At 66.5% G+C, this 20,912-nt stretch carries 15 protein-coding genes and 1 pseudogene; 9 read left to right on the forward strand and 7 right to left on the reverse strand.

Annotation, left to right across the window (positions count from 1 at the left end; genetic code table 11):
- From VK519_RS11600 to VK519_RS11610, 3 genes are all read left to right on the forward strand, one after another.
- Nucleotides 1–436: hypothetical protein (locus VK519_RS11600; RefSeq protein WP_324349949.1), on the forward strand; the 436-nt coding region annotated here is incomplete at its 5' end.
- A gap of 7 nt (nt 437–443) precedes the next feature.
- Nucleotides 444–2,219 carry an acyl-CoA dehydrogenase C-terminal domain-containing protein gene (locus VK519_RS11605; protein ID WP_324349951.1) on the forward strand — a complete coding sequence of 592 codons (1,776 nt, stop codon included), beginning with the start codon at nt 444–446 and terminating at the stop codon, nt 2,217–2,219.
- 102 nt (nt 2,220–2,321) lie between these two features.
- Nucleotides 2,322–2,795, forward strand: a complete 474-nt coding sequence (locus VK519_RS11610) for a GNAT family N-acetyltransferase (protein ID WP_324349952.1) — start codon at nt 2,322–2,324, stop codon at nt 2,793–2,795.
- 53 nt (nt 2,796–2,848) lie between these two features.
- On the opposite strand, the gene VK519_RS11615 is transcribed toward VK519_RS11610, so the two are convergent.
- Nucleotides 2,849–3,604, reverse strand: a complete 756-nt coding sequence (locus tag VK519_RS11615) for a SapC family protein (RefSeq protein WP_324349953.1) — start codon at nt 3,602–3,604, stop codon at nt 2,849–2,851.
- 295 nt (nt 3,605–3,899) lie between these two features.
- Here VK519_RS11615 and VK519_RS11620 point away from each other — a divergent pair, with 295 nt between their 5' ends.
- Together VK519_RS11620 and dxs are read left to right on the forward strand one after the other, a co-directional pair.
- Nucleotides 3,900–4,496, forward strand: coding sequence for an HNH endonuclease (locus tag VK519_RS11620; RefSeq protein ID WP_324349966.1), 597 nt, complete (start codon nt 3,900–3,902; stop codon nt 4,494–4,496).
- A gap of 61 nt (nt 4,497–4,557) precedes the next feature.
- A complete protein-coding gene (gene dxs, locus VK519_RS11625) occupies nt 4,558–6,453 on the forward strand; it encodes a 1-deoxy-D-xylulose-5-phosphate synthase (RefSeq protein ID WP_324349955.1) in 1,896 nt (631 codons plus the stop codon).
- Between the two features lie 56 nt (nt 6,454–6,509).
- Here the strand turns inward: dxs and VK519_RS11630 are convergent, their stop codons facing one another.
- The 3 genes from VK519_RS11630 to VK519_RS11640 form a co-directional block, all read right to left on the reverse strand.
- Entirely contained in the window at nt 6,510–7,799 is a 1,290-nt protein-coding gene (locus VK519_RS11630; protein WP_324349968.1) for a glycoside hydrolase family 18 protein, read from the reverse strand.
- Between the two features lie 186 nt (nt 7,800–7,985).
- Nucleotides 7,986–8,816 (reverse strand): peptide chain release factor N(5)-glutamine methyltransferase, encoded by an 831-nt coding sequence (prmC, locus tag VK519_RS11635; protein ID WP_324349957.1) that lies wholly within the window; start codon nt 8,814–8,816, stop codon nt 7,986–7,988.
- An 84-nt stretch (nt 8,817–8,900) separates the two neighbouring features.
- A complete protein-coding gene (locus VK519_RS11640) occupies nt 8,901–11,582 on the reverse strand; it encodes a M1 family metallopeptidase (protein ID WP_324349959.1) in 2,682 nt (893 codons plus the stop codon).
- 189 nt (nt 11,583–11,771) lie between these two features.
- On the opposite strand from VK519_RS11640, the gene VK519_RS11645 reads away from it, so the two are divergent.
- The gene (locus VK519_RS11645) at nt 11,772–12,554 is read left to right on the forward strand and encodes a winged helix-turn-helix domain-containing protein (protein WP_324349960.1); all 783 of its coding nucleotides are present in this window, start codon (nt 11,772–11,774) and stop codon (nt 12,552–12,554) included.
- 66 nt (nt 12,555–12,620) lie between these two features.
- On the opposite strand, the gene lptG is transcribed toward VK519_RS11645, so the two are convergent.
- Together lptG and lptF are read right to left on the reverse strand one after the other, a co-directional pair.
- Nucleotides 12,621–13,724, reverse strand: coding sequence for an LPS export ABC transporter permease LptG (gene lptG, locus VK519_RS11650; protein ID WP_324349961.1), 1,104 nt, complete (start codon nt 13,722–13,724; stop codon nt 12,621–12,623).
- Nucleotides 13,721–14,845 (reverse strand): LPS export ABC transporter permease LptF, encoded by a 1,125-nt coding sequence (gene lptF, locus VK519_RS11655; protein WP_324349962.1) that lies wholly within the window; start codon nt 14,843–14,845, stop codon nt 13,721–13,723. Before lptF ends, lptG begins: the two co-directional genes overlap by 4 nt.
- Before the next feature lie 96 nt (nt 14,846–14,941).
- Between lptF and VK519_RS11660 the strand changes: the two genes are divergently transcribed.
- Nucleotides 14,942–16,435, forward strand: a complete 1,494-nt coding sequence (locus VK519_RS11660; RefSeq protein ID WP_324349963.1) for a leucyl aminopeptidase — start codon at nt 14,942–14,944, stop codon at nt 16,433–16,435.
- 3 nt (nt 16,436–16,438) lie between these two features.
- Nucleotides 16,439–16,861 (forward strand): DNA polymerase III subunit chi, encoded by a 423-nt coding sequence (locus tag VK519_RS11665; RefSeq protein WP_324349964.1) that lies wholly within the window; start codon nt 16,439–16,441, stop codon nt 16,859–16,861.
- A gap of 1 nt (nt 16,862) precedes the next feature.
- Here VK519_RS11665 and VK519_RS11670 read toward each other — a convergent pair whose 3' ends face one another.
- Entirely contained in the window at nt 16,863–20,384 is a 3,522-nt protein-coding gene (locus VK519_RS11670) for a hybrid sensor histidine kinase/response regulator (RefSeq protein ID WP_324349965.1), read from the reverse strand.
- Nucleotides 20,385–20,487: 103 nt separating this feature from the next.
- Between VK519_RS11670 and VK519_RS11675 the strand changes: the two are divergent.
- Nucleotides 20,488–20,912: pseudogene (locus VK519_RS11675) on the forward strand (GTPase); the annotation flags it as partial.

Raw genomic sequence — 20,912 nt, forward strand, 5'->3', positions numbered from 1 at the left:
ACTCGTTGCCTGCGGACCGCCGCGCAAAAGCGTGTTCCCGCCCACCGTGACCATCCAGCAACTGCATGCCGTGCCCGGCAAGCCGTGGAAGCTCATCGTGCGCGTGCAGAACAACAGCTTCGGCGAAATGGACTTCAGCGCGCTCGATGCCAGCCTGCACATGGCAGACCTTCCACCCATGCCGATGGGCAAGGCCATCGAGCTGGACATCCCCGCCTTCGCCGCCGACGTCGTGGAGCTTGAGGTCACGCCCACCGCTCCGATGGCGGCCGCCATCGCGGCGATCGCCGACAAAGGCAGCAGCGGCTCGGTGGCCTACCGGGTGGACGGCCTGATGATGGCCAAGCCCGAGCAGGAAAAGAAACAACGACCCTTCGATTTCCAGGCCCGCGGCTGGCTTTCTCCGGTCCCTGGCATTCCCAACACCTATCGCTGAGACTCCCATGACGATCTACAAAGCCCCGCTCAACGACATGCGCTTCGCGCTTTATGACGTGCTCGGTGCCGAGGCCATCCTTGGCGGCCTGGACGGCGGCCAGGCGCACACCCGCGATCTGATCGACGCTGTGCTTGACGAAGCGGCACGCTTCAACGAACAGGTGCTGGCGCCGCTCAACGCCAGTGGCGATGAAGAAGGTTGCCATTACGACAAGGCCACGGCGACGGTCACCACGCCGAAGGGCTTCAAGGAGGCCTACCGCCAGTACGTCGACGGCGGCTGGGCAGGCCTCACCGCACCCGAGGTCCACGGTGGCCAGGCCCTGCCGCATGCGGTGGGCGCCCTCACCAAGGAAATGATCGATTCGGCGAACCTGGCCTGGGGCATCTATCCGCTGCTTTCGCAGGGCGCGGTGGACGCCCTGGAACACCATGGGGATGCATGGCAGCAGGATGTATTCCTGAAGCCCCTGGTCGAGGGCCGCTGGACGGGAAGCATGTGCCTGACCGAACCGCAGGCAGGCTCGGACCTGGGCCTGCTGAAAACCCGCGCCGAGCCCAATGGCGATGGCAGCTTTTCCGTCAGCGGCACGAAGATCTTCATCAGTGCCGGCGAGCACGACTTCGCCGAGAACATCGTGCACCTGGTGCTGGCGCGCCTCCCCGACGCACCCGCCGGCAGCCGCGGCATCTCGATGCTGGCCGTGCCGAAATTCCGTGTAGGCAAGGACGGCTCCATGGGCGAGCGCAACACGCTCGCCGCCGGCGCCATCGAGCACAAGATGGGCATCCGCGGCTCGGCTACCTGCGTGATGAATTTCGACGGCGCTCAAGGCTGGCTGGTGGGTCCGGCGCACAAGGGCCTGCAGGCCATGTTCACCATGATGAATGCCGCGCGCCTGGCCGTGGGCATCCAGGGCCTGGCGATCAGCGAGCGCGCCCTTCAGAACAGCCTGAACTATGCCCGCGAGCGCGTGCAGATGCGCGCTCTGTCGGGCCCAGCCTATCCGGACAAGCCTGCCGATCCGCTGGTGGTGCACCCGGACGTCCGCCGCATGCTGCTGACCCAGCAGGCCTTCGTCGAAGGCGGCCGCGTGCTGGCCGTGTACGGGGCCTTGCAGAGCGACATCGAGGCCCGCGCCGCGGACGAACCGGCGCGTGTCCAGGCCGGGGAATTGCTCTCGTTCCTGATCCCCATCGTCAAGGGCATGCTGACGGAATGGTCGGTGGAATCGACCAAGGAAGCGTTGCAGATTTATGGCGGCCACGGTTACATCGTGGAGAACGGCGTGGAGCAGTTCGTCCGCGACGCACGCATCACCACCCTGTACGAAGGGACCACGCAGATCCAGGCGCTGGACCTGATCGGCCGGAAGATCCTGCAGCTGAAGGGCGCGGGGCTTAAGCATTTCCTGGCCGAGGTGGGTGCGTTCTGCAAGCAGCACGCACAGGATGCAGGCCTGGCCGCCTTCGTCGGTCCGCTGTCCCAGGCGGCCAAGGCCTGGGGCGAGCTTACCCAGTCGCTGGTGGCCAAAGCTTCAGAAAATCCCGAGGAGATCGGCGCCGCCGCGGTGGATTACCTCTATTTTTCAGGCTATGTGGCGTTGGCCTGGGCCTGGGCCCGTAGCGTCGCCGCGGCGGACGGCTCGTCCCGCCCGGCGGCGTTCAAGCAGGCCAAGCGCGATGTCGCAACATTTTACTTCGCGCGCATCCTGCCCCGTGCACAGCTGCACCGCCAGGCCATCGAGGCGGGTGTGGCCACGCTTCCGGCGATAGCCTGATCGATCCAAAGTGCCCGGCCTGGCGCCGGGCACTTTGCACGGCTACCTCCAAGGGTGTAGAAACACAGGCTCGGTCCGGTCTCCATAGCGCCTCCCTACGCCATGAGCGAAACGACGTACTTGATTCGCCTCGCCGAAGACGATGACGATTTCATCCTCGGCCTGATTCCCCGCTTCGTGGATTTCCCGCTGCCCAACGGGCGACGGCGAAACGAATGCATCGAAGGCATCCGTGCGGACCTGGTCCGCCACCTGGACGAACAACCCCCCAACAGCTTCATCTTCGTCGCCGAAGACGAAGACGCGGAGCCGGTGGGTTTCATCCACCTGCAAAAGACGCAGGACTTCTTCAACCATCGCACCAATTGCCATGTGTCGGACCTTGCCGTCGCCGAAGAGGCCGAAGGCACGGGCGTAGGCAAGGCGCTGCTCGACCATGCCTACACCTGGGCCCGCGAGCACAAATGCCAGTACGTCACCATTGCGGTATTCCCCGGCAACGAGCGGGCACGCAAGACGTATGAAGCGGCCGGGTACGACCTGGATCTTTGCCGGATGGCCAAGGCGGTGAAGTAGGCCGAAAAAAACCGGCTCAAGGCCGGTTTTTTTCACTTCGAGGTTGGGGGTCGTCAGGCCGCGACGGCTGTGCCCTGCTCGCGCTTGCCCAGGCGTTCGGCCATGCGGTCGATATTGGACAGCGACACCAGGTGGGCATAGATCCAGCCGAAGGCGCCTTCGCGCAGCAGTTCACCGGCGACCTTGTCGTCGAGCGCGCGAAGTTTTTCTTCGTTCACCACGAACAGGCCGTTGAGGTTGATCTGCTTGCCCGCCGGGTTGGACAGGTTGATGGTGCGCGGCTCCAGCAGGTTGTGCTCGCGCAGCTTGCCCATGAACCACTGGGTGCGGCGCACGTGGTCCTGGAACTCGCCCAGGAAGTTCACCGCATTGGTGAGGGCCGGTGCATCGGTGCCGTCCTCGTTGAACAGGCGCTCGCCTTCCTCGTTGTTGAAGCCATCGAAGGCTTCGTCGAGGAACACGGTGAAATCGTCACCCTCGGCGCCGGCCGGCTTCTCGGCCAGCACGAACGGATAGCGGCGCACGAAAGCCGGGATATAGACGCCGTTCTCCCAGAAGCCTTCTTCGCCGATGAAGAGGTTTTCTTCCTGGCGCAGGCCAAGCAAGGCCATGGGGCCTGCCTCTTCCAGCGTGGAACCTGCGAAAAGGATGGGAAAATCGCGCGCGGCGGGAGCGAACTCGACGCCGGTGAGCGGAACGGAATGCACCTTGGCGGCGAAACTCACGTTCGGCAGCGGACGCATCCGCAGATCTTTGTGCGCGGTGCGGTTCAGCGGAACCGGACGTTCATAAAAAAGCACTTCAGCCACGTTTTCTACCCTCAATGCCCCCGCCGTGCCGGGGCAGCCACCCCGGCCTCCCCAATCAGACCCGGCGTCGGGTCAGCAATCGAACGCCCACTATATCAGCGGCTTGGGGTCAATGCAGGTGGGCGACCGGCAAGCACGATCCGTACCGCTGCGCGTGCGATCTGTCACGGAACTGGGCTATGCTCGGCCCACGCGGCCTGTCGGCCACCGATGGCCGCGTCGCTGGACGATCTTTCGCTTTCGTGAAGGAACGCATCGCATGCTTGGTTTGGCCCCGTTGTACCCCGCGGAAAACATGGCCCTGGAAGCCGCCCGCGTGACTGCGCTGAACACCACCCGGGTGCTGGCGCTGGACGCTGCTGGCCGGATCCTTGACTGGATCAGCTGGCAGGACGCCGCCTGCCTGTACGTTCGCGAAGCGGTAGCCTGGACCCTGGGCGACCCCTGCATCACCGTCCACGGCGGCATCAACCGCATCCGCGGCGACCAGAGCATCCTGAAGCTCCACCCGATCGTTGCCAGTACCGGCCACTGCCGCGACCACGCCATCGACCCGGCCCCGGCGCTTACCAACACCGCGCTGTTCGCCCGCGACCGCCACATCTGCCTGTACTGCGGCGATCATTTCAGCCGCCACGAACTCACCCGAGATCACGTGCTTCCGGTGTCCAAGAAGGGCCAGGACATCTGGGAAAACGTGGTTTCCGCCTGCCTTGCCTGCAACCTGCGCAAGGGCAGCCGCACCCCGCAGCAGGCCGACATGCCGCTGTTGGCCGTGCCCTACCGGCCCAGCTGGGTGGAGCACCTGATCCTGTCCAACCGCAATATCCTGGCCGACCAGATGGAATTCCTGGTCAGCCACCTGCCAAGGGATCGCCGCCCGGCCGCTTAAGCCACGGTAATTTCACACGGCTGCCCTTGCCCAGCCCCGGGCTTGGGCCAACAATATGCCGATGACCGACCTTTCCCGTTACCCGTATCTGGCGAAGATCCAGGTGCCCGCCGACTTGCGGACCTTCGCCGACGACGACCTCCCGGCCGTCGCCGATGAATTGCGCGGCTACCTGATCGAGGCCGTGGCGTCATCCGGTGGCCATTTCGGTGCCGGGCTGGGCGTGGTGGAACTCACCGTCGCCCTGCACCATGTGTTCGATACGCCGCGCGATCGCCTGGTGTGGGACGTGGGCCACCAGTGCTACCCGCACAAGATCCTCACCGGCCGGCGCGAGCGCATCACGTCGATCAAGAAGAAAGACGGCCTGGCGCCGTTTCCACGCCGCGAGGAAAGCGAATACGACACCTTCGGTGTCGGCCATTCCTCCACGTCGATCTCGGCCGCCTTAGGCATGGCCATCGCCACGCAGCGCCGGGGCGATCACCGCAAGGTGGTGGCGGTGATAGGCGACGGCGCGATGACCGCGGGCATGGCCTTCGAGGCCCTCAACCACGGCGGCGACGTGGAACCGAACATGCTGGTGGTGTTCAACGACAACGGCATGTCGATCAGCGAGAACGTCGGCGCGCTGACCAAGATGATGGCTCGCGCCATGGCCAGCCACACTCTCAACGTATGGCGCGAGCGCGCCAAGCGGGCGATCCCGAAGAAGTCGTTCTTCGGCCGGTTCTTTTCCCGATGGGAGGAACACGCCAAGGGCATGTTCGTGCCCTCGACCCTGTTCGAGGAATTGGGCTTCCACTACACCGGTCCGATCGACGGCCACAACATCCCGCAGCTGCTCACCGCGCTGCGTACGGTGAAAGAACTGCCCGGTCCGCAACTGCTGCATGTGATCACCACCAAGGGCAAGGGCTATGCCCCGGCCGAAGAGGCCCAGATCGAGTACCACGCGGTGGGCCCGTTCGATCCCACCGCGGGCCTGGCCAAGAAGGCCGGGCCTGCCAAGCCCACCTATACCGACATCTTCAGCGACTGGCTGTGCGACATGGCGGCCACTGACGACCGCCTGTTCGGCATCACGCCGGCGATGCGCGAAGGTTCGGGACTGGTGCGTTTCTCGCGGGAATATCCGCAGCGCTACTTCGACGTGGCGATTGCCGAGCAGCATGCCGTCACCCTGGCCGCCGGCATGGCCTGCGAGGGCGCCAAGCCCGTAGTGGCGATCTATTCCACTTTCCTGCAGCGCGCCTACGACCAGGCCATCCACGATGTGGCGCTGCAGAACCTGGACGTGACCTTTGCCATCGACCGCGCCGGCGTGGTCGGCCCCGACGGCGCCACGCATGCCGGCAGCTTCGATCTTTCGTTCCTGCGCTGCCTGCCGAATATGGTGATCATGGCGCCTTCGGATGAAAACGAATGCCGGCAGATGCTGTCCACCGGCTTCCACTACAAAGGTCCCGCCGCCGTGCGCTATCCGCGCGGCACCGGGCCGGGCGCGAAGATCGAGCCGCAGCTGGACGTGCTTCCCATCGGCAAGGGCGAGATCCGCCGCCGCGGGCACCATGGGCTGGCGATCCTGTCTTTCGGCACCATGCTGTCACCGGCGGCGGTGATCGCCGCCGAAGTGGACGCCACGCTCGCCAACATGCGCTTCGTCAAGCCGCTGGACAAAGCCCTGGTGCTGGAACTGGCGCGCACGCACGAGGCGTTCGTGACCATCGAGGACAATGTGATCGCCGGCGGCGCGGGCGCCGGTGTGGCCGAACTGCTGGCCGCCCACGGCATCACGCTGCCGATCCTGCACCTTGGCCTGCCCGATGCCTATCTGGAACATGGCTCGCGCGAAGAAGTGCTGAGCATGGCGGGCCTGGACCTTCCCGGCATCCGCCATGCCATCCGCACGCGCTTCGTCAATCTGATGCCCGCGGAAGTCGCCAGCACCGGCTGAGTCGCTAAGGGAAACGGGGTCAGGGTATTCACTCTGACCCCCAACCTCATCGAGCCTTACCGTGGGCCCAGGCCCTGGCTCATCGCCTGCACGAGCGTGCCGCGGGTGTCGTCGCCGCTGAGTTCCCACGAGAACGCACCGCCCAGCCCCTGGTCGCGCACGTAGCGCATCTTCAGCGCGATATTGGCTGGATCGTCGTAGCTCCAGAACTTACCGTTGGCGTAGATCCAGTGAGCGCCGGCCGTGCTGTCGCGATAACCTGGATAACCAAGTACCGCAAGCTTTTTGTAGTCCTCGATACCTGCTTCGTAGGTGCCTTGTGCCGGGCGTCCGGCCTGGTAAAGACCATTGGCGGCCGGCGATACGTCCGTCCAGCCACGGCCATAGAAGCCGATGCCCAGATTGAGCTGCGCAGCGGGAACGCCGGCGGCTTTCATGGCCTGGATGGCATCGTGGGTGTTGTAGCGGCGGACATCGCCCACGGAGGGATCAGCGGGCGTGCCGTACAGCGGTGAGTGGAAGTTGGTGTTGCCTTCCCAGCCGCCGTGGAAGTCGTACGTCATGACGTTGATGAAATCCAGGTACCTGCTGTAGTCGCCAGGGCGGGTGACGCGGATCTTGTCGACACCCGCGCCCACGGCGACGGTGAGCAGCAACCCAGGCTGCACGGCGTCGAGCTGGCGCCGGAACTCCGCCATCAGGGCGGTGAAGTTTTCGGTGTCGGCGGCCGAATGCGAGGTGTCGTCGATGCCTGGCGCGGCCGGATATTCCCAGTCGACATCGATGCCATCGAAGACCCCGGCCGCGGCGCCCGGCCCGCCAGCGTCGCCCACGCGGGGCAGGTTGCCCCTGATGTAGGCATCAATGCACGAGGCGACGAAGCGCTGGCGGTTCTCAGGCCGTGCCGCGTGCGAGAAGCCACGCGACCAGGTCCATCCACCCAGCGACACCAGCACCTTCAGGTGCGGATATTTCTTCTTCAGTTGCAGCAGCTGGTTCCAGTTGCCCTTCAGCGGCTGGTCCCAGCCATCGGCAACGCCGGCGACGCTATCGGCGGCGCTGTAACCCTTCTGGTAGTCGGCCCAGGCGTCGCCGCCTTCACCCGTGGTTGGGTTGGTGGGCTGGGTACGCCCGACCTCACAGACACCATTGCGCACGTTGGCGAAGGCATAGTTGATGTGCGTGAGCTTCGACGCCGAACCGCTGAGATCAATATCCCTGACGTGGTAGTTGCGGGCGTAGATTCCCCATTGGGCGAAGTACGCGATGTTCCGCAGGCCGGCGGCCGCGCCGGGGGCTTCGCTGTTGACCGCGCCCGCGGCGCAGGCAAGTCCACTGAACAGCATCGCGCACGAGGCGACCATTGGCAGGACGATACGCATGGCTAAATCCTTTTATCGAGATCGTGTCCGAACGACCATCGCGTGGCTGTCGTGTGTCGATCAAGCGGGAATCCTTTCCATTCGTGACCGGCGTCACGCCGCCGACAAACATCAAGGCTTCTTCTGACAGGCTTTCCCCCGATGCTCGCGCTATCGATCGCCGTAGCGTGCGCGGGTAACCCGCTCGCGGCCTTCCAGGTCGCAAAGCGTTTCCACCTGTTGCCAGCCTTCGCCAAACAGGGCGCGCACCGCCTGCCCCTGGTCCCAGCCGTGTTCGAGAAGCAACCAGCCGCCGGGATGCAGTGCGTCGGGACTGCCCCGGACGATCAGCCGGATATCGTCCAGACCATCGACACCGGCCACCAGCGCCGTGGACGGCTCATGCGACAACGCCGCCAGGTGCGGATCGCCCGCCTGGATATAGGGAGGATTGGAGACAATGAGGTCGAAGCGTTCGCCTGCCACCGCATCGAGCCAGTGGCCGTGGACAAAGCTCACACTCCGGCCATGGCTTCGGGCATTGCGTCGGGCGACGTCGAGCGCTGCCGCACTGGTATCCACCGCCACCACATGAGCATGGGGCCGTTCGCGGGCCAGCGCCAGGGCTATCGCTCCGCTTCCGGTACCCAGGTCGACGATCCGCCACGGCGCATCGCCGGGCGCGCAGGCAAGCGCCGCTTCCACCAGCAGCTCGGTCTCGGGCCGGGGGATGAGGGTATCGGGCGTGACTTCCAGGTCGAGTGACCAGAACCCCTGGCGACCGGTGATGTAGGCGATAGGCACGCCCTGCAGCCGCCGGGCCACCGCGCGGTCGAACACCACGCCGGCATCGGCGGGCAGCGGATCATCGCCGTGGGCGAACAGCCAGCTGCGCGATTTGACCAGGACGTGAAGCAATAGCAACTCAGCATCGGCCCGGCCGCCCAGTTGCTCGGTAGCCGCCGACAGGGCGTCGCGGACGGTGGGACCGGGTCGATTCATGGGCGCATTGTACCGACGCGTACCAAGGCAGGGACAAAAAAAACGGGGCGCCGAAGCGCCCCGTATTCCGGTCCCGTTCTCGCCTTAGCGCGTTAGCGCGGTCGGATCCTGTTTGGCGATGCCTGCCGCGCACAGCTTCGTGCCTTCGGTGGTCTGCGCCAGGCCGCGCTCGGCGCCGGAGATATTCTTCGCACGGGTGGCGAAGAAATCCTGCAGGCGCGTGGCTTCTTCTTCCGAGCAACCACCACCGCCCATCAGGCGCGGCAGTGCGCCGCCGGCAAAGCTACCGGTACGGGCCACGATCTTGTCGTAGTTCGTGGTGGCCCAGTTCCACAGGGCGTCGCGCTGGGCACGGGTTTCGCGGCCGCCACGCAGCAGCGCCGCCATCTCGCCGACCTTGACGTCCTTGGTAAGGGCGTAGTCACGCACGCGGTTGAGCTGCGCGACATCGCTGGTCTCGGCCAGGCCCGCCAGGATCGCATTGCGCTGCTGTGGGTCGCTGTTCTTCGGCAGCTCGGCGATCAGCGCATCCACCGCCGGCTTGCCGTGTTCCTGCGCAGCCACGCCCAGCGCCGCGCCCAGCAGGTCCGGATCGGCCGCGCCGAGGTCCAGGCGGCCATCGGCCTTCGGCTTCAGCGCCGCGTCACCCTGCGCCAGCAGGGCCTTGCGGACTTCAGCAATGCGCATGTCGCCGCCGAGGAACTCGGCCAGCGCAGCACGCTGCAGGGAATCGCCATCCGGCTCACCCGTCTTGCGCTTGTAACCGAGCTGCTCCATGCGCGGCAGGTAGGCGTCCTTCGCATACTTCACCACCGCCGCGCGCTGTGCGTCGGTCTTGGCCAGGCGATAGTAGAACTGGCTGAGCATCATGGTCGGCACGGCGGCCACTTCACGCGTCTTGCTCATCGTCAGCGGCTTCAGGCCCACAAGCACGTCATGGGCATCGAGGTCGCCCTGGTTGAAGCCGGCGTCCAATGCATCGGCGTACACCAGCTGCTCGCCGTCGCTCAGCGACGAAGCCACCTTCACCAGCGGCGGGAGGTCCGCCTTGTCGATGCTGAAGCGGTAGTAGCCGCTGGCGTTGGCGTTGGCCAGCACCCAGGTGGGCGAGGATGCGCCTTCCAGGGTGATCGTGCCGGTGGCCTTGTCCAGCAGCTCACAGCTGACTTTGCTTCCCGACGCCGTGCCATAGCGCACGCATACCGGCACGCCCCACACGCGGTTGCGGTCGCCGGTGCTGCCGGTGGGCAGGTAGCGGCTTTGCGTCAGGTGCAGCACCGTCTTGCCGCCTTCGGTGGACACCTTGGTCTGCACGTACGGCACGCCGGACTGGTCAAGGAAGCTCTTGAACGCCTTGCGGAAGTCCTCGCCCTTGTCGGCGGCCTTGCGGATCGATTCCACCAGGTCGTCGGCGCTGGCATTGCCGAACTTGTGGTCCTGGATATATGCGCGCATGCCCTTCTGGAAGATCGGCTCGCCCACGTAGCCTTCGAACATGCCCAGCACCGCGGCACCCTTCTGGTAGGTGATGCCGTCGAAGGCGGTTTCGATATCGCCGTTACCGGTAATTTCCTGGCGGATCTTGCGCGCGCTCACCAATGCGTCGTTGTTCATCGCACCCTGCGCACCGCGGATACGGTCAAGATCGGCGCGGTATTCCGGATGCACCTTCTGCGTCACCTTCTGCTGCATCCAGGTGGCGAAGGCCTCGTTCAGCCAGATATCGTTCCACCACGTCATGGTGACGGTGTCGCCCGTCCACTGGTGGGCGAGTTCGTGCGCGTTGACGTTGAAGGAACCGCGCACGTACTGCGCCGGGGAATCCGGATCGATCAGCAGCAGCCAGTCGCGGAAGGTCACGAGGCCGGCGTTCTCCATGGCGCCTGCGGAGAAGTCCGGGGCGGCCAGGAGGTCCAGCTTGTCGAATGGATAGCCGAAACCGTAGTAGTCCTCGAGCGTATGGATGATCGACTGCGTTTCGCCCAGCACATGCTGCATGCGGTGGCCCTCGCCCTTGGCGGCGATGCCGCGCAGCGGGGTGGCATGGTCGCGGTACTTGGTTGCGGCGATGTCCGGACCCTTGACGATGTCCCAGGGGCCGACGCCGAAGGCGACCAGGTACGTCGGCAGCGGTTCGGTCCTGGCGAAGGTCACCTTCTTCCAGCCGTCGCCGGCCTTTTCTTCCTTTACCGCACTGGTGTTGGCCACGGCCTGGTCGTCGGCGGGCACGGTAAGGCTGAGGTTGAACGGCGTCTTGAAGGAGGGTTCGTCGAAGCCCGGGAAAGCGAAGCGCGCGCTCACCGGCTCCATCTGCGTCATCGCATAGGGCACGCCCTCGTGCGTCACCTTGTACAGGCCCTGCAACTGCTGGTTGAGCGGCGCGGTAAAGGTGATGGCGAGGGTGATTTCCTGCGGCTTCAACGTGCTGCCGAAGTCGATGCGGGAGACGCCTTCCTTCGGTGCCACCGCGACGTACTTGCCTTCATGCGCTTTACCGTCTGCACCGGTCACCACGACCTTGCTCACGGTGAGGTCGCGGCCATGCAGCCACAGGTGATCGGACGCCTGCGACAGCTTGACCTTGATGGTGCTGCTGCCGCTGTAGTTGGTTTCCTTCGGATCTACCTTGAAGGACAGGGTATAGGCCTCCGGCGTTGCCCACGCCGGCAGGCGGGCGAGCGGCGCGGGTTCGGGTGTGGCGGCCAATGCCGCGCCGCAACATGCAGCGAGAAGGGTAAGGACGAACGGACGGACGAGAGGACGCATGGGCCTAGGCTCCCTTGGGTGATCTTCCCACCCTAGGGATGACCATGACCTACGACACAGTGCCAGAAGGCATGCACGGTAGCCGGCCATGGCCCGCGCGGCGTTGCCCGATACCCCGGGGCCGCGAGTACTGCTATAAACACCCCTCGGCACGGAAGCCGATCACCGATCATCGAGGGAACGATGCCAATGATTCCAGCCAGTCACATCAGCTTGCCTACGCCACGCGTGGTGTTGCACGCCTGCCCAGGTAACAACGCCTTTCCACGCGAACTTCCCGCCCGCATGGCCGGCGCTGGCATCACGCTCGACCTGGTGCACTCTTCCTGCGCGCTCTACCGGCTCCTGCTGGGCCGGCGCATGGACATCGTGCTGGTCGATGCCGCGGCGATCGACGATGACGGCGCGCCGCTGGTGCGTAATCTGCGCGACGCGTCGACGGTGGGGATCGTGGCAGGCGTCGCCCGCCACGGCATGTTCTCGCCCAGCCAGGTGGTGGATTGGGGCGCCGATGCCTGGGTTGTCGATAGTGCCGACGCCGATACCGTGATTGCCACGGTGCGCGGCCTGGCCCGGCGCATGGATGCCGCGGAACCCGCCATCGGGCCGTCGACATCGGCCACGGAATCCGCGCCGGCCACCACGGGCGGTCATTGGCGCCTGGACTCCGCCGGCTGGTGCCTGCTCACGCCCGACGAGCAGGCCATCGCCCTTACGTCCACCGAACGCGCCGTGCTGGCCGCGCTGATCGATGCCGGCGGTTCGCCGCTCTCCCGCGAGGATCTCATGCGGGCCCTCGACGACGGCGATCCCGCCAATGCCCGGCGCCGACTTGAGATGCTGGTGTTCCGCCTGCGCCGCAAGGTGCATGACCGCAGCGGCCTGCCCCTCCCCCTGCTCACCGCCCGCGGTAACGGCTACCTGTTCCTGGACCACAACGCGAGCTCGCTGCTCGGCGGTCGGAGCGGCTAGCGAGGCTTGAGGTTGGGGGTCAGAGTTCCACTCTGACCCCGGACCGGACCCCGGGACAAGTGAGGGCTAGCCGTGCTTGCGGAAGTACAGCGTGGCGCCCACGGCCAGCAGCACCGTGGGCGCCAGGTTGGCCACCAGCGGATGCACGCCGTAGACGGTACCGAAGCTCACCACCGCTTTCTGGAAGAAGTACCAGCCGATGGCGAAGAGCATGCCGATGAAGATGCGCTTGCCCATGCCGCCCGAACGCAGGGCGCCGAAGGCGAAGGGCATGGCCGACAGCACCAGCACCAGCACGGTAAGGGGGTAGAGCGCCCTGCCCCAGAACGCCACGGCGAATGAACCAGGGTTCTGGCCGTTCGCTTCCATGTAGGCCATGTTCTGCCGCAGGTCGTGCATGGAGAGGTTGTCCACCTGCACCACGGATTGTTCCAGCACGCGGGCATCGAGTTTGGTATCCCACGGTTTCACCGGAACGGTACTGCTGTGTACGCCCGTGGCATCGAGGGTCGTGCTGCGTACGTCTTTCAGCGTCCACTTCACCCCATCGTGCTCGGCCAGGCGGGCATGATCGAAGCTGGACACCTGCCCATCGTCGGTCAGGTGCACCACGCGCACGTCGTCCAGCTGCACGCCGGCGCCGAGCGTATTGTCGGTGAGCAGGCGTGCGTTTTTCGCATTGATGATGCTAAGGCCGTCCTTCGCCCACAGGCCGCTATCGGTGGTAAGGCCCAGGTTCGAGGACTTGTAGCGAACCATCATCGCCTGGGCTCGCTGGTCGCCTACCGGGGCCAGGGTTTCGCCCAGGATCACCACGCCAAGGGTGAGCAGGGCCACCACGCCGGTCACCGACACGGCAATGCGCAGCTTCGACATGCCCGCCGCGCGAAGCGCAGTGAGCTCACCACTGGATGCCAGGCCGCCCAGTCCCAGCAGGCCGCCGATGAGGGCAGCGTTGCCGAAGTATTCGTACAGGCGGCGCGGGATGGTAAGAAGGATGTACGCCGCTGCCTGGGTGGCGGTGAAACCGTTCTTGTCGAGCTTGCCCAGCTGTTTGCCGAACTGCAGCAGCGCGTCGAAACCAACCAGGATCAGCCAGACCACGACCAGCGTGCCGAGCACGCTCATGGCCACGAGGCGGTCGGCGCGCTTGATTCGCAGGGAGATCATGCGCCCACCGCCGGTGCCGTCGCGACCGGCTTGCGGACCTTGCGTGGCGCGTACTGGCGGGTGAAGAACCACGCCGCGGTACCGAAGATGATCACGTGGATCGTCCACATCGGTGCCGAGGTATGCAGGGTGCCCTTGATGATCATGGTGCGGATGATCTGCATCAGGGCCAGGTACAGGAAGTAGCTGAGCACCGCGATCATCAGGCGCCCGTAGCGCGCCTCGCGGGGCGACTGCCGCGACAGCGGCGTTGCCAGCATCAGCAGCACCAGCGCGGTGACGGGCGCGGCGATGCGCCAGGCGATCTCGGCGTGGGCCTCGGTGGTGGTGGCCTTGCTCAGATCACCGAAGCTCATCGAGTGGACCGGGTCGTCGTCATCGTCGTCGGCCGTGACCGCGGAAAGGGATGAATCGTTCTGCTCGAAGCGCATGCGCCGCCAGTTGTCTCCCGCAAGGGGAATTTCATACTGCCAGCCGGTATGCAGGGCGATGAAGCGGCCGTCGCCGTCGCTTTCCTGGTACATCTGGCCGCTGTTGGCGGTCACCAGGCGCACCACGTGCACGCCCTTGGAGGTGATCACGTCCTTGGCCAGGAAGGTATGGCCAAGCTTGCTGCCGTCCCGGCTGAGCGTATCGACGAAGATCACCCCGCCTTTGCCCGGCAGCGCCGTGAAGCGGCCGGCATCGAGGCCCGCGGCGATCACCGAACGGTTGGCGTCGGTGATCATCTGGTCGGACGTGCGGCTGGCCAGCGGGCCGAGCCAGATCGCCACCGTGCCGACAATGAGCGCGGTGATGACGGCCAGCGCCGCAATCGGCCGGACCAGGCCCATCGCCCCCATGCCCGAGGACGAAAGCACGTGCATTTCGCTTTCGCGGTACATCCGTCCCAGCGCCACCAGGGTGCCCAGGAAGGCGGCCAGGGGCAGCATGCCCGACAGCGCGTCGGCCATGCGCAGGCCCAGCACCTGGAACATGATGCCGGGGGGGAAGGTACCGTTGGCCACCTGGGCCAGCACGCGCGCAAAGGTGCCGCCGGCCAGGATCACCAACAGCACGATGGCGGTCGCGGCGATGCTGTAGGCCAGTTCGCGGAGGAAATAGCGGTCGAGGATGCTCAAGCGTTAGAATGTACGGTTAGCGCCGTGCCCAATGGGGCGGCAAACGTAAAGTCTATCCTGTCAGGGCATCGGCGGGTTCGCGCAGGACAGTTTTCGATGACGCTTCAGTTCAGCCTTGGTTCCGGCCTCCCCGACGCCAGCCCCACGCCCTGCGCCGTCGTCGGCGTATTTGAGCACGGTGTGCTCACCAGCGCCGCGGCCCGGCTGGACGTCGCCTGCGGTGGCGCCGTCAAGCGCATGGTCGAGTCCGGGGACATCACCGGAAAGGCCGGTACCGCGGTGGTCCTCTTTGCCCCGGTCGACGCCCCGGCCGAACGCGTGGTGGTGGTTGGGCTGGGCGCGCAGAAGGGCTTCGACGCCCAGCGCTACCAGAAGGTCTGCCTGGAGGCTGCCCGCGCGGTGGGCCGCCTGCCGGTGGAAAGCGCCGTCGTGCACCTGGCCGAAATCGACGTGCCCGGCCGCGACATCGCCTGGCGCACCCGCACCGCCGCCCTGGCCTTCGACCACGCCGCCTACCGCTACACCGCCACCTTCAAGCCGAAGGACGCGAAGAAAACGCCCGAACTCGTCGCCGTGACCATCACGGCCGAGGCAGCGGGCGAACGCGGCCTCGTTGAGGCGGCCGCGATCGCCACCGGCACCCGCCTGGCGCGCGAACTGGGCAACCTGCCGCCGAATATCTGCAACCCCGCCTATCTTGCCGACCAGGCACGCGAGTTCGCCGATCGCCGGGTGAACGTCGAGTGTGAAGTTCTCGAACGCGACGAAATGGAAAAACTCGGCTTCGGCTCACTGCTGGCGGTCGCCCGTGGCTCGGCCAACGCGCCCAAGCTGATCGTGCTGCAGTACCACGGCGGGGCCGAGGGCGAGAAGCCCTATGCCTTCGTCGGCAAGGGCATCACCTTCGACACCGGCGGCATCAGCCTGAAGCCTGGCGCGGGCATGGAAGAGATGAAGTTCGACATGTGCGGCGCCGCCGGCGTGCTCGGCGCGTTCGTCGCCACGGTGGAACTGGGCCTCCCCGTGAACCTGGTGTGCGTGGTACCGGCAGTGGAAAACATGCCCGACGGTTCGGCCTATCGCCCGGGCGACGTACTGACGAGTCTTTCAGGCCTCACCATCGAGGTGCTCAATACCGACGCGGAAGGCCGCCTGATCCTGTGCGACGCCCTTACCTACACAGGCGACCGCTTCGACCCGGCCGTGATCATCGACGCGGCCACCCTTACCGGCGCCTGCGTGGTCGCACTGGGCAAGCACGCCACGGGCGTGATGAGCAAGCACGATGACCTCGCCGCCGAGATCATCGCCGCGGGCGAAGCCACCCTCGACCGCGGCTGGCGCCTGCCGCTGTGGGACGAATACCAAAGCGGGCTGGAATCCGGCTTCGCCGACGTCGCCAACATCGGTGGCAAGTTCGGCGGCGCGATCACCGCCGGCTGTTTCCTCGCCCGCTTCACCGAAGGCCGCCGCTGGGCGCACCTGGACATCGCCGGCACGGCCTGGGACGAGGGCCGCAAGGGCCTGGCCACCGGCCGCCCCGTGCCGATGCTGGTGCAGTGGCTGATCCACCGCGCAGGCCAAGCCTGATCGATGCCGCGCGCCGACTTCTACCTCATCGATAAGCCGCGGTTCCGCGAAGAACCGCTGCTGCTGGTGTGCGAACTGGCGCGCAAGGCGCTGGCGGCGAAACAGTTCACCCTGGTACTGGCACGTGACTTCGCCCAGGCCGAGGCGCTGGACGACCTCTTGTGGTCGTTCGACGACGACGCCTTCATTCCGCACCAGCTGGCGGGCGATGACGACGACGCCGACACCGCCGTGCTGATCGCGCCACCTGGCGTGGACACCGCCGACCGGGCGCTGGTGATCAACCTTCGCGATGCCTGCGCCCCGGGAAACTTCGACCGCGTGCTCGAGGTGGTGGCCGCCGACTCCGCTGAGCGCGAGGGTTCGCGCAAGCGCTGGACCGAGTACAAGCGCCTGGGCTTCGAAGTCGCCAAGCACGACATGTAACTTAAAGCTGATCCAGGCCGGCCAGGAGGCGCTGCAACATCACCGCATCCACGGGCTTGCGCGCAAAGCCCCGCATGCCGGCCGCGGCCACGCGCTCTTCCTCATCACCCATCGAACGGGCACTCACGGCGAGGATCGGTAGCGATGGTTGCCGCAGGCCAAGCCAGCGGGCCAGGCCGAAGCCATCGATGCCAGGGAGGTCCAGGTCCAGCACGACCACGTCGAAGACGGCGTCTTCCATGCAGCCCATGGCGTCGAGCGCGTGCGAGGCGCAGGTCACCGCATGACCGGATTGGCGCAGTAGCCCCGCGATCACCGCGGCGACGGTAGCGTCGTCCTCTACCAGGAGTATGCGCCCGGCATTCGCTGCGGCTTCGGCTCTTTGCTGGCCCGCAGCCACGGCACTGTCCGGCGCCTCGGGAAGCGGCAGGTGCACGGTGAAGATCGAACCCTGTCCCGGTGTCGAGTCCAGCTCGATGCCGCCGCCCATCAGCGTGGCCAGTTCCCGGCAGATCGCCAGTCCCAGGCCGAAGCCGTGGGCACGTTGCCGCGTCCGCGCCTGCTCGTAACGCTGGAACAAGCGCTCGCGATCATGTGCGGCAATGCCGGGGCCGGTGTCGGCGACGGTGAATACCAGGCCCGCCGGCCCGTCGTGCCCGCATACCGTCACCTGCCCATGCTCGGTGAACTTCACTGCATTGCTGACCAGGTTCAACAGGATCTGCCGTACGCGCGCCTCATCGCCTACCCTGCGGCGCAGGCCTGAAGGCGGCAACGAGGCCAGCAGCCGCAGACCTCGCGTTGTGGCCAGCGGTCGTTCGACAGCCACGGTGTCGGCCATGAGCGCCGCCGGGTCGAAGGCTGCGTTCTCCAGTTCCAGCCGCGCCAATCCCAGGCGGGTCAGGTCCAGCACATTGTCCAGCAGCCGCAACAACAGCCGTCCGGATTGCCGCATGGCGCGGACGTACCCGGCCTGCACGGAGGTCAGTGGCGTGGATGCCAGCAATTCCGCCATGCCAAGCACACCCGTCATCGGCGTACGCAATTCGTGGCCGAGTACGCCGATGAAGCTTGTCTTGGCGTCGTTGGCCTCTTCGGCCAGCTGGCGTGCCTGGCGGGCAAGCCGCACCTGCATCCGTCGGTCCATCGCGCTTCGCGTTCGCAACACCACGGTCCACGCCAACAGACACGCAGCCAGGACATAGGCCACCCACGCCCAGGGCCGCGTCCACGGCGTCCGCTCGACGATCACTTCCACAGGCCGTGGCAGCGCTCCCCACGGACCATGGGGGGCGGCCCCCTCCACCCAAAGCTGGTGGCGACCGGCATCCAGTTGCGCGAACTCCCTGAAGCTGCGATGGCCGGTATCGAGCCAGGGCTCGTCCTGCCCATTGAGCCGGAACCGATAGCGGTTGGCGCCTCCGTCCACGAACGACAAGGCGCGAACCTGGATCGTAAGCTCGCGATCGCGCCAGCCCAGGTGCAGCGGCCGGCCATCCAGCGGCAGGTCGATTCGCCGGTTGTCCCGGCGGATGGAGATCGAGCGCACGGTCATCGGCGGCGCCGGGACAACGGACACCGGCGCCGAGGGATCGAAACCCAGCACGCCATCGAGGGTGGCGCCGAGGATGATGCCATTGGCCAGCACAGCCGTGGTCCCATTGGTGAACTCGGCGCTGAAGAGTCCATCGCTAAGCCCGAGTGTCCTGGCTTCGCCAGTTTCCGGCGCATAGGTCCACAGCCCGGCCACGCCCAGACCCCAGACGTGCATGCGCGGTCCCACGCCGATGGAAAGGACGTCGGTGCGCGGCCAGCCGGCGGCCTGGTCGATCGACTGAAGTTTCACTGCATGTCCGTTCCGCCAGCGATAGCGCTGGAGACTGTCGGCGCGGGCCACCCAGAGGTCATCGTCCGAGATGGCCATGGCGTCGACCGCACCCGGGTCCACGCCGGGCACCGGTTCGAAACGGCGTGCACCGGGTGGAAGCCATTGCAAGCCGTTGCTGCCGGCACGCCATGGCGAGGCGCCCACCATCAACAACTGCCGTGTATCGTCATGGATACTCGAACGGGGCGCCGTCAAGGCCGACGCACGCGCCTGACCCCGCTCAAGCTTCCACACACCACTGTTGCGCGTACTGGCATACACCGTCCCGGACGGCGATTCGACAAGGCCGGTCACCGCTTCAGCAGGCCCCGCGACGATAGTGGCCACGCCTGCGCCCGGACGCCGCACCATCAAGCCACGCGCGGTGCCGATCCATAACGTGCCGTCGGCGGCCTCCAGCAAGGCATCCACCCTTGCACCAATGTCCGGCAGGCGTTCGAGCACGGCTTCGGAAGCCACCGACATGCGCGCGATCCAGCCGTGCATGCCACCCACCCAGGCATCGCCGTTGCGGGCAGTAGCTACCGCACTGGCCGCGCGGCGCGGCAGGCCAAACGGTTCGTCGGGCACATGGGTCAACAGGAAGAAGCGTCCCCACCCCGGACCGACATAGGCCAGGCCGCCATCGGTGAGCGCACACCAGATGCCGCCCTCGTGATCCTCCAGCAGGCGTGCGACGTGGCGGCCAGGAAGCCCGTGAGGGAGGAACGGCCGCGGCGACACCTGGACTGCCTGCCCCCCTGGCTCGAGCAACAGCAGGCCGGCACCGGCCAGGGCGATCCAGAGTGTCCCCTGCGAGTCGCGAAGACTGGCCGTTACCTGCCGTCCTGCTGTTCCTTCGACCAACTGCAAATGATCACCGTTGACGACGAACAGACCCCGCTCGCTGGCAACACGCATGCCACCGGCATCCACGTCCAGGGCATGGACGACAGGTGGCGGGCCACCGGGGAACTCAAGCCATGTCCAGTAGCCCCGGGCGTCCCTGCGTCCCAGGCCGTGGGTGCCTCCCATCCACAGCGCGCCATCGCCATCCACGTGCAGGGCATTGACTTCCCCCGGGCCGGGCCCGCGTGTTGCCGGAGAGGAAAAAGCCACGGGCTCGGGCCATCCTCCTTCCGGCGGCAGGCGAAGCAAGCCGCGGTGCCGGGTACCGATCCACACCCCGCCATCGATACCCGCGGCCAGTGCCTGCACGTCGTCGTCGGCCAGGCTGCGGGGTTCCCCTTCCACGTGGCGCCACGTGGTGAAACTGCCATCGGCATTGCGGCGGCTGAGTCCCGAACCGATGCCGCCCGCCCACACACGTCCGGCGCGGTCCACCGTCAGGGCGTCGAAGCGATTGCCGCCGATCGATCCGGCAACACCCGCCTCGCGCCGGAAGACGTCGAATTCGATGCCATCGAAGCGCGCCAGGCCCGCGTCGGAGCCGATCCAGAGGAATCCGGTGGTGTCCTGCACCAGGGCACGAAGCTTGCGCGAGGGCAAACCGTCGGCCATCGCGAAATGGCGGAACTGCATCTTGTGTTGCATCGCCGCGGCGGCATCGGCGGGCGCAGCGACGATGGCATCGGTCGCCTTCACGCCGGCAAGGCAAAGACAGGCCAGCAGGCCGGCCAGGATCCATCGGGCCACGTGATCATCCATGTTCGTTGGGCGCCGCGCGCAGACTATCATCAGCCGGGATGGACGCGAACCGAACCTTTCCCCAGCGCACGACGAATACAGGCGCACGCCCATGCGCCTAGGACGGCTGTTTGCCATCGTGGCGGCCGCGGCGATGGTGCTGCTGTTGCTGCTGATCGCCGCGCGGGCGATCACGCTGGCACGCGAGGTGGCGGCGTTACCGGTGGCCTGGCAGTGGGTGATCGGCGTGCTGGTGGTTGCGGGCCTCATCGCTACCGGTGCCGCCGCGTGGTGGCTGTGGCGCCCGGCGCGTCCGCGTCCTTCGCGCGTCGTGCCCGACCGGCCCGCGTTGCAGGCGCGCATCCAGGCGCTGGAATCCAGCGGCACGGCGGCACCCGGGGCTCGCGCGGAACTGGCCGAGCTCGATCGCAGGCGCGAGGGCGGCCAGGTGCACGTGGCGGTGTTCGGCGATATCTCGGTGGGCAAGTCCAGCCTGGTACGCGCCCTGGTGTCCGGCGCCGATGCCGCCATCGGCGT

It is taken from the genome of Pinirhizobacter sp. (assembly GCF_035317885.1).
Classification (GTDB): Bacteria; Pseudomonadota; Gammaproteobacteria; order Xanthomonadales; family Rhodanobacteraceae; genus Pinirhizobacter.

What these genes read in the sequence shown, in the direction of transcription:
- lptG (WP_324349961.1), bottom strand. Translation starts at nt 13,724, where the DNA reads ATGATCTCCCTGCGAATCAAGCGCGCCGACCGCCTCGTGGCCATGAGC.
- VK519_RS11630 (WP_324349968.1), bottom strand. Translation starts at nt 7,799, where the DNA reads ATGCTGTTCAGTGGACTTGCCTGCGCCGCGGGCGCGGTCAACAGCGAA.
- VK519_RS11605 (WP_324349951.1), top strand. Translation starts at nt 444, where the DNA reads ATGACGATCTACAAAGCCCCGCTCAACGACATGCGCTTCGCGCTTTAT.
- prmC (WP_324349957.1), bottom strand. Translation starts at nt 8,816, where the DNA reads ATGAATCGACCCGGTCCCACCGTCCGCGACGCCCTGTCGGCGGCTACC.
- VK519_RS11660 (WP_324349963.1), top strand. Translation starts at nt 14,942, where the DNA reads ATGACGCTTCAGTTCAGCCTTGGTTCCGGCCTCCCCGACGCCAGCCCC.
- VK519_RS11610 (WP_324349952.1), top strand. Translation starts at nt 2,322, where the DNA reads ATGAGCGAAACGACGTACTTGATTCGCCTCGCCGAAGACGATGACGAT.
- VK519_RS11620 (WP_324349966.1), top strand. Translation starts at nt 3,900, where the DNA reads ATGGCCCTGGAAGCCGCCCGCGTGACTGCGCTGAACACCACCCGGGTG.
- VK519_RS11640 (WP_324349959.1), bottom strand. Translation starts at nt 11,582, where the DNA reads ATGCGTCCTCTCGTCCGTCCGTTCGTCCTTACCCTTCTCGCTGCATGT.
- dxs (WP_324349955.1), top strand. Translation starts at nt 4,558, where the DNA reads ATGACCGACCTTTCCCGTTACCCGTATCTGGCGAAGATCCAGGTGCCC.
- VK519_RS11665 (WP_324349964.1), top strand. Translation starts at nt 16,439, where the DNA reads ATGCCGCGCGCCGACTTCTACCTCATCGATAAGCCGCGGTTCCGCGAA.
- VK519_RS11645 (WP_324349960.1), top strand. Translation starts at nt 11,772, where the DNA reads ATGATTCCAGCCAGTCACATCAGCTTGCCTACGCCACGCGTGGTGTTG.